At 34.6% G+C, this 15,646-nt stretch carries 15 protein-coding genes; 1 reads left to right on the top strand and 14 read right to left on the bottom strand.

Translation table 11 applies throughout. The features are described 5' to 3' along the window. Positions 1-2 precede the first annotated feature (2 nt). From ATHE_RS02175 to ATHE_RS02130, 10 genes are all read right to left on the bottom strand, one after another. Positions 3-1,442, bottom strand: a complete 1,440-nt coding sequence (locus ATHE_RS02175; RefSeq protein ID WP_015907037.1) for a TMEM106 family protein — start codon at positions 1,440-1,442, stop codon at positions 3-5. Positions 1,443-1,503: 61 nt separating this feature from the next. Then, a complete protein-coding gene (gene folE2, locus ATHE_RS02170) occupies positions 1,504-2,274 on the bottom strand; it encodes a GTP cyclohydrolase FolE2 (protein WP_015907036.1) in 771 nt (256 codons plus the stop codon). After that, on the bottom strand, positions 2,271-2,633 hold the full coding sequence (gene queD, locus ATHE_RS02165) for a 6-carboxytetrahydropterin synthase QueD (RefSeq protein WP_015907035.1): 363 nt from the start codon (positions 2,631-2,633) through the stop codon (positions 2,271-2,273). Before queD ends, folE2 begins: the two co-directional genes overlap by 4 nt. An 86-nt stretch (positions 2,634-2,719) precedes the next feature. Beyond that, positions 2,720-2,974 (bottom strand): hypothetical protein, encoded by a 255-nt coding sequence (locus ATHE_RS02160; protein ID WP_015907034.1) that lies wholly within the window; start codon positions 2,972-2,974, stop codon positions 2,720-2,722. Between the two features lie 90 nt (positions 2,975-3,064). After that, a complete protein-coding gene (locus ATHE_RS02155; RefSeq protein WP_015907033.1) occupies positions 3,065-6,538 on the bottom strand; it encodes an Ig-like domain-containing protein in 3,474 nt (1,157 codons plus the stop codon). Positions 6,539-6,697: 159 nt separating this feature from the next. Then, positions 6,698-7,468: a SigB/SigF/SigG family RNA polymerase sigma factor gene (locus ATHE_RS02150; RefSeq protein ID WP_015907032.1), complete on the bottom strand. Its 771-nt coding sequence runs from the start codon at positions 7,466-7,468 to the stop codon at positions 6,698-6,700. A gap of 4 nt (positions 7,469-7,472) precedes the next feature. Next, positions 7,473-7,829, bottom strand: a complete 357-nt coding sequence (locus ATHE_RS02145) for an ATP-binding protein (RefSeq protein ID WP_015907031.1) — start codon at positions 7,827-7,829, stop codon at positions 7,473-7,475. A gap of 17 nt (positions 7,830-7,846) precedes the next feature. Beyond that, positions 7,847-8,155, bottom strand: coding sequence for an STAS domain-containing protein (locus tag ATHE_RS02140; protein WP_013431110.1), 309 nt, complete (start codon positions 8,153-8,155; stop codon positions 7,847-7,849). A 52-nt stretch (positions 8,156-8,207) separates the two neighbouring features. Next, entirely contained in the window at positions 8,208-9,602 is a 1,395-nt protein-coding gene (locus ATHE_RS02135; RefSeq protein WP_231503242.1) for a hypothetical protein, read from the bottom strand. Next, positions 9,589-10,131 (bottom strand): sigma-70 family RNA polymerase sigma factor, encoded by a 543-nt coding sequence (locus ATHE_RS02130; RefSeq protein WP_015907029.1) that lies wholly within the window; start codon positions 10,129-10,131, stop codon positions 9,589-9,591. The genes ATHE_RS02135 and ATHE_RS02130 overlap by 14 nt, the downstream gene beginning before the upstream one ends. A 160-nt stretch (positions 10,132-10,291) precedes the next feature. On the opposite strand from ATHE_RS02130, the gene ATHE_RS02125 reads away from it, so the two are divergent. Further along, positions 10,292-10,918, top strand: coding sequence for a manganese efflux pump (locus ATHE_RS02125; protein ID WP_015907028.1), 627 nt, complete (start codon positions 10,292-10,294; stop codon positions 10,916-10,918). A gap of 61 nt (positions 10,919-10,979) precedes the next feature. Here the strand turns inward: ATHE_RS02125 and pepV are convergent, their stop codons facing one another. From pepV to ATHE_RS02105, 4 genes are read right to left on the bottom strand one after another with little or no spacing between them, the layout of a single operon-like run. Next, on the bottom strand, positions 10,980-12,371 hold the full coding sequence (gene pepV, locus ATHE_RS02120; RefSeq protein ID WP_015907027.1) for a dipeptidase PepV: 1,392 nt from the start codon (positions 12,369-12,371) through the stop codon (positions 10,980-10,982). Next, positions 12,364-13,125, bottom strand: a complete 762-nt coding sequence (locus ATHE_RS02115; RefSeq protein ID WP_015907026.1) for an N-acetylmuramoyl-L-alanine amidase — start codon at positions 13,123-13,125, stop codon at positions 12,364-12,366. The genes pepV and ATHE_RS02115 overlap by 8 nt, the downstream gene beginning before the upstream one ends. 14 nt (positions 13,126-13,139) lie before the next feature. Then, positions 13,140-13,829 (bottom strand): TVP38/TMEM64 family protein, encoded by a 690-nt coding sequence (locus ATHE_RS02110; protein ID WP_015907025.1) that lies wholly within the window; start codon positions 13,827-13,829, stop codon positions 13,140-13,142. Then, positions 13,822-15,639, bottom strand: coding sequence for an ASKHA domain-containing protein (locus ATHE_RS02105; RefSeq protein ID WP_015907024.1), 1,818 nt, complete (start codon positions 15,637-15,639; stop codon positions 13,822-13,824). The genes ATHE_RS02110 and ATHE_RS02105 overlap by 8 nt, the downstream gene beginning before the upstream one ends. Positions 15,640-15,646: the final 7 nt, after the last annotated feature.

Raw genomic sequence — 15,646 nt, 5'->3', positions numbered from 1 at the left:
GATTATTTGGTTGCATGCATAAGATATGTCATATCAAATTTGGGTTTTAGCGCTAAGTGCGCCTCAACAGGTTTCTGGTAAAGATATACTTTCCCATATTCTTTTGTTAAGACATAAACCTCTTCAAATCCACTTGATTTTATGAGATTTATATACTCGGATGGACTTTTTAGAGTTTTCACCTTTTCCATAAACTCTGGTCTTATGCCTAAATCAAAATCAAGTTTTAAGACCTCGCCAGAAAGTTTATCAAATGTAATTTCAAGTTTTCCATTCATTATGTAGGCATTTCCTATATAGAGTTTATAACTTATAGTGTGTTGATTGTCATTTTCAAATATATAAGATTTAGCTACAACGTATTTGCCAACAAGCACCTGCATAATCTGTTCGGCTCTATCGTTTAAGACCTTAGAGTCAACCTTTTTTATTTCACCAGATGATTTTAAATCTGCCATGGCTTTTAATATGTTCCCGTACTTGTCGGCAGTTATCTTTACAGTGCCAAGAAAACTTTTCTTAGTGTATGAGTATTCTCCACCTGAAGATACACTAAATTCAGAAGCAGAAAAAGAAATACGTCTTGCCTGAGAAGAAAGCAGATTCAAAATTTTTCCAAATTTCAACTTTACATATTCAACTTGTGCTTTTTTTTGAGCATACTCAACATAGCTATTGTAATCCCGAATATTTAAAGTGTTTGTAGGTAGATTAATCTGTGGATACACCTTACCATCAACAAAGTCATAGTAGACATCCTTTAATCCAAGTATATTGTTCATTGTTGTATATTTTAAAAAAGAATCACTACTCAAAACAGGTACAACCTTTATGCTACTTAAAATTTTGCTCTCTTCATTTCCTTTTTTGGCTGTACTTTTGAAGTTAATATCTTTATACCAGTTTATATTAAATTCTAAAAGTTCACCATTATCTCTGTTAAGTACAACTGTTGCCCAGTTTCCTAAAACCCTTTTGTCTCCTTCGTATCGATTAAAAACACAAACATAAGCGTTTGGCATTGATGCTACTTCAAGCTCAACATTCCCTTTTGTATACGGCGCAAATTTATACAAAAGCTTGAAAGCTTTTGCTTTTACATCACTTATCGAAAATCTGTTAACTGTATCTGAGGGAGTCAATTTCTTAAAAAAAACTATTGACTGGTCTTCTTTTATATATATTTCATATTTTGATTTTGTGTCTTCAAAAAGATATTTGAACATAAAGGTATCATCCGGTAACTTTTCAATGACAATATTGTCCTCAACAAGATTTGCATTCTTCAGTTCAAACATATTTTTTATATAGGTTATGTTGTCATTTTGGGATGGTGTATTTTTGACCGTAAAATTTCTGATTAAAAGGATTATAAACAAAATTCCAAATATAAACGCTGCAATGCTTATTCCAAGTCTTTTTGTATAGATCTTAATTTTCATAACAATCGGTTTTTTAAAACCTTCCCTCGCTTTTTCAAAGCAGATTGTTACTTTAATTGTATCATTTTGTTATTTCACCTTCAATATACGCAAAGGCATTGTGGTTGTGAATGCTCTCAATTGACTCAACAAAAACCTTATACCATTTTATTCGCCCATCTTCCTTCATTTTCAAAACAACCTCTCTCAAAAGGTCTTCAACAAAGCGAGGGTTCTGGTAAGCTCTCTCTGTCACCCATTTCTCGTCAGGTCTTTTTAAGATAGAATAAAGAGGGCATGATGCAGAAGCTTCTGCAATCTCAACAAGTTCCTCAATCCACATAAATTTCTTCATCCTCACTTCTATCGTCACATAAGCTCTCTGGTTGTGAGCTCCATACTCCGAAATTTCTTTTGAGCATGGACACAGAGTGTGAACAGGGACAATCACACCAACCTTGAGATCAAATTTCTGGTCTTTCTCAGCTTCAAAATAACAGTCAACTTTAAGCGGAGAAAGCGTTGCTGTCACAGGTGTTCTTTTGTTGATAAAGTAAGGAAAATCAAACCTTATATAGGCTTTTTCTGAATTAAGCTTTTCTTTTATTCTATCCAAAAGCTTTTCTATCTCCTTAGGTCCCACAACTTTCAGCTCATCTATAGCTTCGATGAACCTGGACATGTGCGTGCCTCTGATATCACCTTTTAGCTCTGCTGCAGCAATGATTTTTGCAATCGTTGTCTGAGTTTTGTTTTCTCTATCCATTACAACAATTGGCCAGTTCAAGTCTTTTATCCCTACTTTCTGGATGGAAATTCCTCTCTGGTCTTTCTGGCTCTGAACATCAATCATTCATCTTCACCCCTGTATATGACGCTACTGTCCTCTGTCTCCCACACTTCAATTTCATAAAGCTTGACGCCTTGTTCTTCTATTTTTTTGCTAAGTTTTTTCCATATCCACTTTGCAATGTTCTCAGCAGTAGGATTTTCTATAATATCGTTTATATATGCATGGTCTAAGATGTCAATCACTTCATCCTGTACAATCTTCTTTAAAAGCACAAAGTCTATCACCATGTCCTGGTTATCGAGTTTTCCTTCCACTGTTACAGCAAGCTTGTATGTGTGCCCGTGAAGGTTTTCACATTTTCCATTATACTTTGTGAGATTATGCGCTGCATCAAATTTGAAGATTTTTTTGAGAAGCATGATTAAATCCTCCCTTTTTTGAAAGCTAACGAAAAAATTTAAGAGGCTGTTCTTCAAGACCCAAAATACAGCCTCTTTTAAAGTTCTTAAGCAGAAAAGATGTGAATGAACTCTTTTGGAGTAATTATTTTTATATCAACACTTTGTATGCCTTCATCACGGGTAACAAAATAATCCGCATGTACTCTCTTTGAACAAAATATTTGCAGGGCATCTTCCAAGTCTTTATACCCGCTCTTTAATGATTTTATTATATCACTTTTTAAAACACTCACAATATCAATTTTTTTAAACATTATGAGTAACAATTTTCTAACTTTCTCTTCTATATTTATCCACATCAGGAATTATCTTATCCGCATCTATTATCATCACAAATCACCCCATATATATCAATTACTTTCAAAATTTATTATTCCACATTCTTTATACTATTTTCTCACAGCCTGAACTGACACCGAATTTCCAGCCAAGTCCTTGACATTCGGTGATATATTCACAATGCTTCCTGCCGGGAGTGGGTTTGTGAATGTGATCTCAATAACTCTGTTATCAGAAGATTTTACAAAACTTATGATATTACCGCCTGCAACGCATGAGAAGTTTTGAGCAATTAGTGTAGAAGCATCCATAGGTTCAGAAAATGTGAGCTTGACTTTTCTTGTATCAGTCGAAGAAAACTCTGCTGTGACATCAGGGGAAGTCCTTTCTGTCACATGCTCAACAGTTTGAGCTTTCAAGACAATAGAAGGATTTCCATTGCTATCTACTATTAAATCTGGTCTTTTTATCTCCAAGCTTACCTTGCTATCCACAATCCCCGACTTTTTGACTTTCACATAAACTATACCGTTTTGGACGTAAGCTGTGTAATCAACATCTGGAATTAAAGTAGTACCACTAACCTTTAGCTCAATTCCTGCAGCCAGAACTGTACTATTTATACCTGGCAAGGCAAAAACTGGCTCATCAAATGTAATAGCTATTGTGTCTGATTGATTTCCACTTCCAACAGAAACCCCTGTCTGCTGTGGAGAAATTTTGTCTTTGAGTAATATCGACGGATAAAAGTTAATATCAAATGTTGGCAGAATTACAAGGTTCTGTTCAAACTGGTCTTTTATATTCGAATTTACTGTAAATATTTTCAGCTGTTCAGCATCTTGACCGGAATCATTTGTATCAGCCATAGCGCTTGAGGTCAAAGAAATTGATGTTTTTAAAGTAATGGTCTTTTTATCTTGAGAAATTGTATAACTTACAATTCCAAGGCTAACCACTTTATCGTTGTCAGGATTTCCATTTAAACTTGAAGTCGAATATGCGTTTCTGAACATTATCGCTGCAGGGTCAAACGATGCAAAGATGTATCCATTCAAGCTTCTTATTTCAATTGTATTTTTGTCCACTGCAACAACCTCAATGTCTTGCGCAGATATTCCTCTAAAGTTTGCCGACACAGAAAGTGGCATTGCTATTGTAGCATTTGCTATAAAATTGCCTGCCTTGTCAGTGAGTGTAGGAGCTGCCAATTTGTCAACTACAGCTCCAGATTGACTCCATCTGCCAGGCGTTGAATCGTCTGCCCCTGGAATTAAAAGGGTGATTCTGTCGCCGTTTGGTGAAATATAATCAATTTTTGCTCCTTTTACGCTCGAAAGTGGAATTGTTGCACTTGATGCCCCTACAAAATAACTGCTCAAATTTTTTAATTTTTCAACATCCATAGGTTCTGAGAAAAATATGTCTATTTTGTCTACATCCGAAGAAGAATCATACTTCGCAATTGCAGCTGTGATAGTTGGTGCAAGAGTGTCTTTAGCATCTATCGCAAATGAAACAGTATCCATAACATTTTCTCTCACAGATGTATCGCAGATGCCTAAAATCTTCAAAGTATATCTTCCACCATTTATTGCTGCAAGTGTCGAAAACTCAACAGCAAATGTTGAATTATCTTCCTCCTTAAGCGGTTTTACGCTTTTTGCATAAGCTTCCACTATTTGTGTGCCATCTCCTGAAAGAAGGGAAAAGCTTTGAACCTTATCAGTAGCATTTACATTTTTAGTAAATGTTACCTTAATTATATTCCCATCCAAAACCTCAACACTTTTGACTGCCGGTTTTGTAGTATCATCCTGAGCTTTGGATGTTACTGATACCCAATCTGATACCTTGTTGCCAAGAAGGTCTTCAACGTATCGGAACCTCACTTCAAATGAAACAAGTGCCCTGCTATCAAGCTTCAATTGTGGATTTAACTGAATGTCAATTGTTTTTTCATCTGAAAGAAGTGTTATTTTTGCGCCAATTGCATGGTTGGTACTGTCCTGTGCTTGATAAACCTCATACTCGCCTGTTGGAATTAAACCATCTAAGCTTCTTATCTCTTCATCAAACACAAGCCTTATTTGATTATTTGAAACAAGGTCTAAGGACACAAGCTTTGGCGGATTTTTTTCAAGCACTGTTGTAAATGTAGCTTTAAAGTCAGGGGCTTTGTATCCTGCAAAGTCTTTCGCTTCTGTTATTTCAACTGTGTGATTCCCATCAGCAAGAGGATATAAAAGTTCAACGTCAATAGCATTCTCTTGATGTTTTGGTGTGAGCTTGGCATATGCATAATTTGAATCAATTCTAATGTTTGCCCCAACCGAAGACAAATCGCATACCTTGTAAGTACTTGTCGAATCAATGTTCATAGGCTCAGAAAAAATAATCTTAAACCTTTTGCTATTGACCACCTTAAAATCCACAACCTTTGGCTGGGTTGCATCAATAACTGTTAGTTCCTTTGTAAGAGTCAAGCTCTGACCTGTTTCTGAAAGAAGGTTTGAAATCTCAACCATCAATTTGTCAGTTTGATTTAGTTTGTTTGGGAAGATTATACTCACAGTTTTATAATCGCTTGAAATAAACTTTTTCACATCTGTAACTTCTTTGCCATTGACATAAATTTTTATCGGCAGGTTATCCTGCTGGCTCTTTGAAATCGGCTTTGTAAACTTTAAATCCACTTTCTTTAAACTCTCTATTTTGATATCCTCTGCAAAAGAAAAAGGCATTGTCTTTGCCACAAACTTTAAAGTTGTAGTTTGCCCTTTGTAAAAAAGCGTGTACTCTTTCCCTTCTTGCTGCAAAGATGTTTTTATCTCAACAGCCTTTTTGCTTGAGTCTGCAAACTTTGCGTCCAAAACAGAAAGCCCACCATCAAACGAAAAGTCAGATTTAACAATTGAAGAAAGCTCCTTATCAAATGTTACCTTTAAAGTTTGCAGGTCAATTATTTCAAGCCCGACAGGTTTTGCAGCTTTCAGACTTTCATTCAAAAACGCATTGTAAAGTATAGCTGCCGTCTGCCCTCTTGTGACAAGCTTTCCTATATCAATTTCGGATTCTATTCCATAAAAAATATTCATCGAATATGCTTTCTGGATATAATTTAGTGGCCACTTGCCTTTGAGCTCAGACTCCTTTACACCAAGTGCTCTTACAACTATAGCAGTCAACTCTTCAACTTTTAAGTACTGTTCTGGCTTGAAAGTACCATCTGTATACCCTGAAATCAATCCTATTGCTTTTGCTGCTTCTATGTAGCCAAGTCCCCAGTAATTTGTCTTAACATCTTTAAAAGAAGATTTTTTTTGATTTGCATAAAAATCAGCTAAAGGCTTTTTGCCAAGCAGCATGATAATCATTTTGGAAATCTCTGAACGTTTGAGAGGTTTGTCAAGATTCAAATTTCCTTTTGTGTCACCTGTCATTATTCCTTTTTCCTTTAAAACCTGTGCTGCTTGCTGATAGTATGAAAGGTTTTGAGAAAATGAAGTATTTACCAAAAAGCTTAATAATAAACTCAGTAAGCTCAATAAAGCAAAAAGTTTCTTACCCCAACTTTTATTCATTGCTATTCTCTCCTTTGATCAATATTTGCATTTCTTCACAGCATTTATATAAGGTATTATATCATGTTTTTTGGAAAATGTTTAGAAAAAGGATGATAAAAAAGACTGCCGCGCAGAAAAAATTGGTTTTTGCCTACAACGGCAGTCTTGTATGTTTTCTTATTCCTCTTTTTTCTCTTCAATGAAATCCTTTAATTTTTTTAGCACCTTTTTCTCAAGGCGTGAGATGTACATCTGCGAAACGTTCATCTCCTCAGCAATTTCCTTTTGAGTCTTCTCTTCAAAAAACCGCTTTTGAACAAACTCTCTCTCAAAAGGCGAAAGCCTTTCAATCGCCTTTTTTACAGCTTCAACATTTTCCACCTGCAAGATGTTTTCATCACTCTTGCCAAGAACATCTCCAAGCGTCATCTCTTCATCCTCATACATTGTCTGGTCCAAAGACTGGGGAAGATAGTTGTTAGATGCTTCCATTACCTCTAAAACTTCTTCAGCACTCATGTTAAGATGCTGAGCAATCTCTTCTACCTTCGGTGGTCTTTTCAATTTTGTAGAAAGCACTTCTGTTGCAAGTTTTATCTTGGCAGAGGTTTCGTAGATTCTTCTTGGAAGTCTGATGATTGAAGCTCTATCTCTAAAATACCTTTTTATCTCTCCCATTATGGTCGGGGTTGCAAAACTTGTGAATTTATAGCCCTTGTTGGGTTCAAATCTCTCAACAGCGTTTATTAGTGCAATACATGCAACCTGATAAAGGTCTTCATAGTCTATTCCTCTTCCTACAAACTTTTTTGCTATAATCTCGGCTATATAAAGGTACTTGTTTACAAGTTCATTTCTAAGTTCAATAGACTTTGTTTTTTGATATTCTTCGAAGAGTCTATCAATTTTTTCATCATCAATCTCTAATGTCCTTTTTTCATCAACCATCAAATCAGACCCCTCGATGATATTTTTTGAGTTTTACTCTATGACCATCCCCAGTTTTTTCAAATTCTGCATCATCTGTTAAAGTTTGAAGGATCATCTTTGCAAGCTCGTTGTCTCTCAGCTCACCATTAGGCACATCAATTCTTATGTCCAAAAACTCACTTGCAATGTTAAACTCCACAGATATTTTCCCTTTTAGCTTTTCTATTTCAAATAGGTTGAAAACCTCTGATATGGCCATTTTCAAATCCTCTATTGTTTCAAAATCAAAGCCTGCTCGCGCAGCTATCCCAGATAGTGTTAATCTTACTACCATAATATATTCAGCTTTGGGCGGAATTGTTAACATAATTTGGTCCATATTCGACTTTTGCCCCCTCATTCAATTCTGAACACCTTGTCAAGCCCAGTGATAGTGAAAACCTTCTTCACATTGGGTTTTAAGTTCTTAAGAACGATATTTGTACCTTTTTGCTTTGATTTTTTCAAAGCACCTACAAATACACCAAGCCCGGTTGAGTCTATATAGCTTACATCGTTCATATCAATAATAACGTCACTTGATGATGTATCAATCAATGAATAGAGCTTGTCTTTCAAAGTTGGTGAAGAAAATATGTCAAGCTCACCTTTAAGCTCTATCACAACACCATTTTCAGAAATTTTCTCTTTTAAATCAAGGTTCATAACAAAAACCTCCGTAAATATTTTTGTATATCTTATTATACCATTTTAAAATCTACTTTTCCAACCAGTATATTTTGTTTTCATAAATGTAAATATATACTGGAATAAAAAGTTCTCCTGTTTTCCTATATACAATATCAATATCAGATGGTTCTACATCTTTAAGGTTATACCTTTTTTCAAATTCTTTTACAGCCGTTTTTGCATCTATTATTTTTATACTTTTAAATTTTGAAAAGTTTTTAAGATAAATCCTACCACCAATAACATCTGCATTGTTTGAATAATCTATAAAACTGTCCACATCAAATATCCTGTATCCGTTAAAATAAATGACAATCTCCGCCCTGTAGCCCTCCTCTTTGGGAAAGACAGATATTTTGTAATCCTTTATACCAAGTTTTTGTAAAATAAGGCTGGTCTTATCATAAACGCTCTTGAAAACATCCTCTTGTGCCTGGTTTTCTGAAAATCGGTAAATTGAAACCTGTATATCTCTTTTGGCTACCACAAAATTTAAATAACCATCATAAACATCAGCTTGAACAATATTTTGGGGAGTAAAATACACTTTTTCATACACACCAGATGACACAATGGTTGATAAAATATCCAAAACATGTTCTTTGTCTATTTTAAGTTCATCCTCTTTTAAAACATAAACACTTTCCAACACATTCTCTTCCTGCACTTTTACTATCATATCTTGCTTTTCTTTTTCAACTTCTTTATTCTGTTTTGTAACAATTACGGATGTATCTGAGCTTTCGTTTTTAGAATTTGAATCAAAATCTTTCTCTATACTCTGCTTTGTTTTACTTTCAAAATCACTTTTAACAATTTTGGGGTTTACAGCATTTTGCAAAGATACACTTGAATTTGGAACTTTTTTGTCTATATTATTTTTGTTTTCATTTATAGTAGAGCTTGTTTTTTTTGTGACTTCAGAAGATTTTTCAGAACCTGATTTTGTGGAAAATGATGTTACAAATGTCCCTTTACTGTCACTGCTCATCCTTTTATCATCATTTGAAGTTTGCTTTTGCCCTGTGCTCTGAGTCTGACTTTTCACAAGATCATCACTTTTTTGCAAAGTTTTTTGCTTGGTAAAAAGATTGCTATTTTTGCTATTGTTATCATTCTGTTCTGTCTCTTGTCTTGTACTTGTATCCTGCTGCTGGAATACTTTTTCCATCTCTGTCTTTACAAATGAAGTGTCCTGCACATTCAATCTCATCAAATCAAGTTTTAAAGCCCCAAAAGCAACAATAGCTAAAACTATACATGCTGCAACAACTGTTGATATCCTAAAGAAAAATCTTCCTTTTTTTCTCTTATCATATTCTTTTAACAACAAATCTTTCAGCTCTTGTTTAAATTCTTTTCGATATTCAACTTTAAAAGCCTCTTCAAAAATTTTGTCAAGTTTTTCATCATTCACTTTCATGCACCTCTTTTAAAAGCATTTCTTTGAGCGAATGTATTGCTCTGAAAAATAGGGCTCTTACAGCTACATCGGATTTGTTTTTTATTTTTGCAATCTCATGAAATTTCATATTCGCACCGTACCGCAGAATCACAACTTCCTGCTGGTCCTTTGTAAGCTTTTTAAGTGCACTTTTAATTATATCTTTCTCAACTTTATCTAAAAGCTCATCCTCTGGATTTTTCATCCACGGACTGTCTGAAATTTTCTCAATATCAACAAATTCTTTTTTGTTCCTGTAATAGTCATTTACAACATTCTGAGCAATACGGAATATCCATGCTGAAAAAGAACCATTTTCTTTCCATTCAAACCTGTCAAGTGACCTCAGCACTTTTATAAAGGTTTCGCTTGTCAGGTCTTCTGTAATAAGATGGTTGAACGTTCTATAGTATATGTAAGAGTAAATCTTGTCGAAATACATCTCATATAACTTTTCAAAGTATTTCTTGTCTTTCTTTGCTTTTTCTACCAATTCTCTTTCATCCATTGTCTACTTTTATTCCCCTCTTGTTTATTTTTTATCACACACCTAAAATTTTACTATATTTATTATAACGCGAAAAGCAAAAATTTTGTTTCGTTACCAAAATAACTTGTTGTTCGTATAATAATAAAGACTAAAAGGTGGCAGGTGCACATATTTTAGAATGAATATATACCAGTTCTTCGTGGTAATTTTGTCGCTTAACCTTGACGCACTCTTCTTTGGAGTTGCATTTGGTGCAAAAGGAATTAAAATTCTTACAAAGTCAAAGTTAATCATCTTTTTTACGTCAATGAGTATCACCATAATTTCATTTTTCATGGGAAAAGGCTGTGGTAAATTTCTTGAACCTCAACTTTCTTCACACTTGGGCGCTATTTTTATGATAATAATCGGCATAGTATTTGTAATTAGAACACTTATTGAAAAGAACAACAGCCCTTTACCCAAGACACTTGTTAACCTCTCTTTAAAATCGATCGGACTTACTATAAAAATCATAAAAGAACCTGGACTATCCGACATTGATAGTTCAGGGTCAATTGAACCTGCAGAAGCTCTCTTAGTCGCTCTTGCACTTTCGTTTGATAGCCTTTCTGCTTCATTCTCATTGGGTCTTTCAAACCTTGCAAATATATATCAAATACTTCTTATACCAGTATTTCAATTTATAGCTATCTCTGCAGGAAATGTCTTTGCCTACTTTTTTAAACTCTTCAAAAAATCAATTATTGCCAATTACATCCCCGGAATTGTTTTAATTATTCTTGGAATTTACAACCTATTTTAAAAAAGACAAAGAGGCTGAAAAGTCCTGTTCAAAAACAAGACCACGGCCTCTTTGCTTTTTACTATTCTTTTGCAAGCCTGTAAATAGCATTTGCATAGATTTTGCTACAAAGGATTAGCCTATCTATAAGGATATATTCATCTTTCTGATGGGCAACTTCTTCATCACCCGGCATATTTGGACCAAAAGCAACCACATTTTTTGCCCACCTTGCGTATGTTCCACCGCCAATCACAAGCGGCTGTGTATCGTCGTTTGTAAATTCTCTGTAAACCTCAAGCAAGGTCCTGATTAAAAAGTGGTCAGCTTCAAAATAAAGAGGGGGAACGTTTGTCACCAAACGATATTCAATATTATAATCCTGCAGCACTTCCTTTACTTTATTTTCTATCTCCTCATATGAGGTGTCAACTGGATAGCGAACATTTATTGTAAGGACAAGTCTGCCTTTTTCTTTACGTATCATCCCGACATTTGACACAAGCTTGCCTGACTTTTCATCTTCAAACCCTATTGAAAGTTTTTCTCCAAACACATCAAATCCAATATGATTATTATAAAAATCAATAAATCTTCTAAACTCATCCTCTTTTGTCCAAAGATCATTTAAAATATCAAACATATACGATATTGCATTTTCACCTTTGAAAGGCAGACTCCCATGAGCAGAAACTCCCTTTGTAATTATACATGTCTTACCAGCTTCTTCAAAAACTTCTGCCTTATCATTCAGCCCTTTTATACTAATAATTTCTTTAGCTTTTTGGACATCAAAACTGCCTTCGAACCTGCACTTGTCAGGCACCATGTTAGGTCGCTGTCCACCCTCAATTTCAAAGGTATCTTCCACATCTTTTGTAAGCTCAAACACCAGAAAACCTTTTTCACCTTGAATGACAGGAAAATCAGCATCTGGAGTAAACCCAACAGTTGGATATTTTGCTCTTTCAAAATAATACTGAAGACACTTAGAGCCACCCTCTTCGTTTGTCCCAAAAACAAACCTTAGCTTTCTTTTAAGAGAAATCTTCCCTTCCTGGGTAAGCTTTTTAACCACATACATGCCATAAAGAGCCGCAACAGTCGGACCTTTGTCATCAATCGCGCCACGTCCAAAAATTTTACCGTCCTTTACAACCCCTTCATAAGGTGGCACACTCCATCCTTCCCCTTCGGGCACAACATCTAAATGACCTATAACACACACATCCTCATCCTGATTCCCATAGACCGCCTCAAGCGCATATCCATCATAGTTTTTTGTTTCAAATCCCAAGCTTTTGCATAGATTTTCACACACAAGCAGGGCATCATTAATTCCCTTGCCAAACGGCATATTTGGTGCAGGTGTATCCTCAACACTCCTGATTTTTATAAGCTTTAAAGTAGTATTCACTATTTCATCTTTTAAATTTTCAATTTCTTTATTTATCATAACTTTTACATCATTCACTTTTTATCATCTCCTTTTTTTGGTCTAAATAGCTTAAAACTCCTTTCAATATTGAGTATGAAAGCCAGTCTTGGTATTGATGGTTCTGGAGCAAAGACAGTTCCATTTTGTTTGACATAAAACCGCATTCTATCAATATAGCAGGAATTTTGAGGTTTTTCAGGATATATACATCTATTGGTTTTGGCTGTCGTCTATTTACAAGTCCATTTGGCATATATCTCAGTTCATTTTGGACAAACAAAGCAAGTTTTTTCGCCTCCTCATTTGATTTGTCATAAAACACCTGCGCACCAAAGTACTTACTCACCGGAAAGCTGTTTAAATGAATAGAGATAAAAACCTGAGGATTATTTTCTAAAACAATCTCTTTCCTCTTTTTTAAGTCATGGGCCTTTTTATTATATTCGCTCAAATCATCTTCTGTTGAACGTGTAAGAAGAACTTTAAAACCAAACATCTCAAAATATTCCTTCAATTTTCTTGCAATCTGAAGGTTTATCACAGATTCTTTTATATCACCACTCACTGCCCCCGGGTCAAACCCACCGTGCCCCGGGTCAACAACAACAAGATTTTTTGCTTGACAATTATTTTCACTAAATATCTCAACAACTTTTAATATATTGGTATTTACGAACAAAAAAGCTGTTAAAGCTATAAAAGCTAAAAACGCTGTGCAAACTGAAAATAGCTTTAATTTTTTATTTTTCAATCTTTTTATTCCTTCCCTTATCTCTATTTCCCATTTCATAATTAAATTTTATGCTAATTCTCTTCTTCTTTATCATCCTGCAAAAATTCTTTTATTGTCTTTGCAAAAAGAATAGGTGTGAGGGATATAACAATTACTAAACACAAGCTTAAATAAAATCCTTTAGAAAACGGTCTTAAGATATTTTCACCAAGATAAGCGTACAAAAAACATGCAGGTACTGTTCCAATAAAGGTGGCAAGTATAAAGTCTCTGTACCTTATCTTTGAAAGACCACATATATAGTTTATAGCATCGTAAGGGAGGATTGGCACAAGCCTCAAAAGTAATATGATTAAAAAACCTTTTTCAGCTATCTTCTTGCCTACATTAGAAAACTTTGTGTTTTTAAGCTTTTTTTGCACATAGTCTTTACCAAAATACCTTGCAAACACAAAACCAATGGTAGAAGAAAGAAGAGTACCTACAATTAAAATAAGTGCCCCAAATAATGTGCCAAATGAAAGTCCTGCAGCAAGCATAAATACTCCTGCCGGAATGAAAATTATAAAAGATTTTACTGAGTAGAGTATTAAAAATGCAACTGGTGCCCAAACACCAAAATGGGTGATATACTGTTTTATAAACTTGGGGTTTAGCTGATGTTGTTTTTCGGCATATACAAGAGCAAATATGGAAAGTACCATGATAAAAATGAATATCCAAAGTTTTATTTTATCTTTCACTCTTATCTCTTCAACCATCTTGTTTCTGCTCACCTTCTTGACTGAGGTTCTCAAATATCATACTTTCAACAAAAAACTGATTAAATTCCTGAGAATTTGAAAGTTCTATATAATCTACCTTCTTTACTATCTCCTGAGCTTCAAACTCCATTTTCTTGCTCAAAAGTGCAAGCAAAGCTCCCGCACCAGCACTGTTCCCAACAGAAACTATTTTATCTTTCAGTTTCCTTGGAATAATACCAATTCCAACAGCAGATTTCGGATTTATGTAATTCCCAAAACCGCCAGCTAAATATACATTTTCTATATCATCTTCTGTAATTTTAGCATGTTTTATCATTGTCTTTATTCCAGCTGAGATTGCTGCCTTTGCAAGTTGAATCTCTCTTATATCTTTCTGAGTTATATAGATAGAGTCGGTGATGAAAAAGGCTTGTTGATTGTTAACTTCTTTCATGTATGATTTATATGTATCATTTTGAATACAAAACCTGCCAGTTTCATCTATGATACCTTCTTTAAGCATATAAAAAACAGCATCAACTATCCCTGAACCACAAATGCCGAGTGGCGGTTTTTGCCCTACTGTTGTAAAATGTATCCTACCTTCTTCTATTTTTACACTATCAACTGCTCCCTCAACAGCGCTAATTCCGCATGAAATATTAACACCTTCAAATGCAGGACCTGCAGCGGTTGAACATGCAATCAAAAATTGATTATTTCCAAGTACCATCTCGCCGTTTGTTCCAAGGTCCAAAAGAAGCGAAACCTTAGGACTTTTATGCATTCTAATTGAAAGTATCCCAGCAACAATATCAGCACCAACATATGCTGAAATGCTATTTAAAATCTTGACAGCACCTTCTGAATTTATTTCGAGTCCCAATTCATTCGGCTTTGCAATAATATTTTCGGTAAAAATTGGCACAAATGGAGAAACTGCAATTGTTTGAGGGTCAACCCCCAGAAGAAGATGTAACATTGTTGTATTGCCTACAAATACTGTAACATATATATCATCTTGAGATATAAGGTTTTTCTGTGTAAGAATTTTTAATGCTCTGTTTAGTGAATTTAAAATTTCTTTTTGAAGAATAAAAAGCCCTTCTTCTTTTTCTCTTGCAAAATCTATTCGTGAAATAACATCAGCACCAAATTTCTTCTGAGGATTTACAAAAGAGTAAAAATCCACTACTCTTTTTTTAATCATATCAACAAGATAACATACAACAGTAGTTGTTCCAATATCCACAGCAAGACCAAATGCAAGGGAAGAGTTTTTCACATCCACAATCTCATCTGAATAAATAACTGCATAAAAATCCTGGTCCTTTAGTCTTGCAAGCTTTTGCAAGGTTCTTGGCAAAACTTTTAAATTGCTATTACCAATTACTTCTTTTAGCCTCAGTTCAAAACTTTTTTGGTCGTCTAAAGAAGGTTTCTGTAAAACCACCTTTTTTACAATTATATTTTCTTCATACTCAAAATCATTCAAGGTAAAATGTGAAAGTACATTTGCTTTTTCAGAAAATTTTTCTAAAAAAACATCTAAATCTTCGCAAACCTCTACCTTACATGCAAGCCGAACACCTCTTGATATCTCATCTTCTCTCAGGTGTCTTCTTTCTTCCGGTGTAAGATTTTCTAAATAAGGTTTTTGACCTTTTTTGACTCTCACCTTGCACTTTCCACACACACCTCTGCCGCCACAACTTGCTTCAATGTCAAATGAACTTCTTTGAAGGACATCCAAAAGATTTGAGCTTTTTTCTGCTTCTATTTCTATCGCAGATTTATTTTCAGTATATATTCTTAAAACAGGCATTTTGTAT

Origin of the sequence: Caldicellulosiruptor bescii DSM 6725 (genome assembly GCF_000022325.1) — a bacterium.
In the GTDB taxonomy this organism is placed as follows: Bacteria; Bacillota; Thermoanaerobacteria; order Caldicellulosiruptorales; family Caldicellulosiruptoraceae; genus Caldicellulosiruptor; species Caldicellulosiruptor bescii.
The sequence above is the reverse complement of the archived record's forward strand: the minus strand, read 5'-3'. Positions and strand labels throughout refer to the sequence as shown.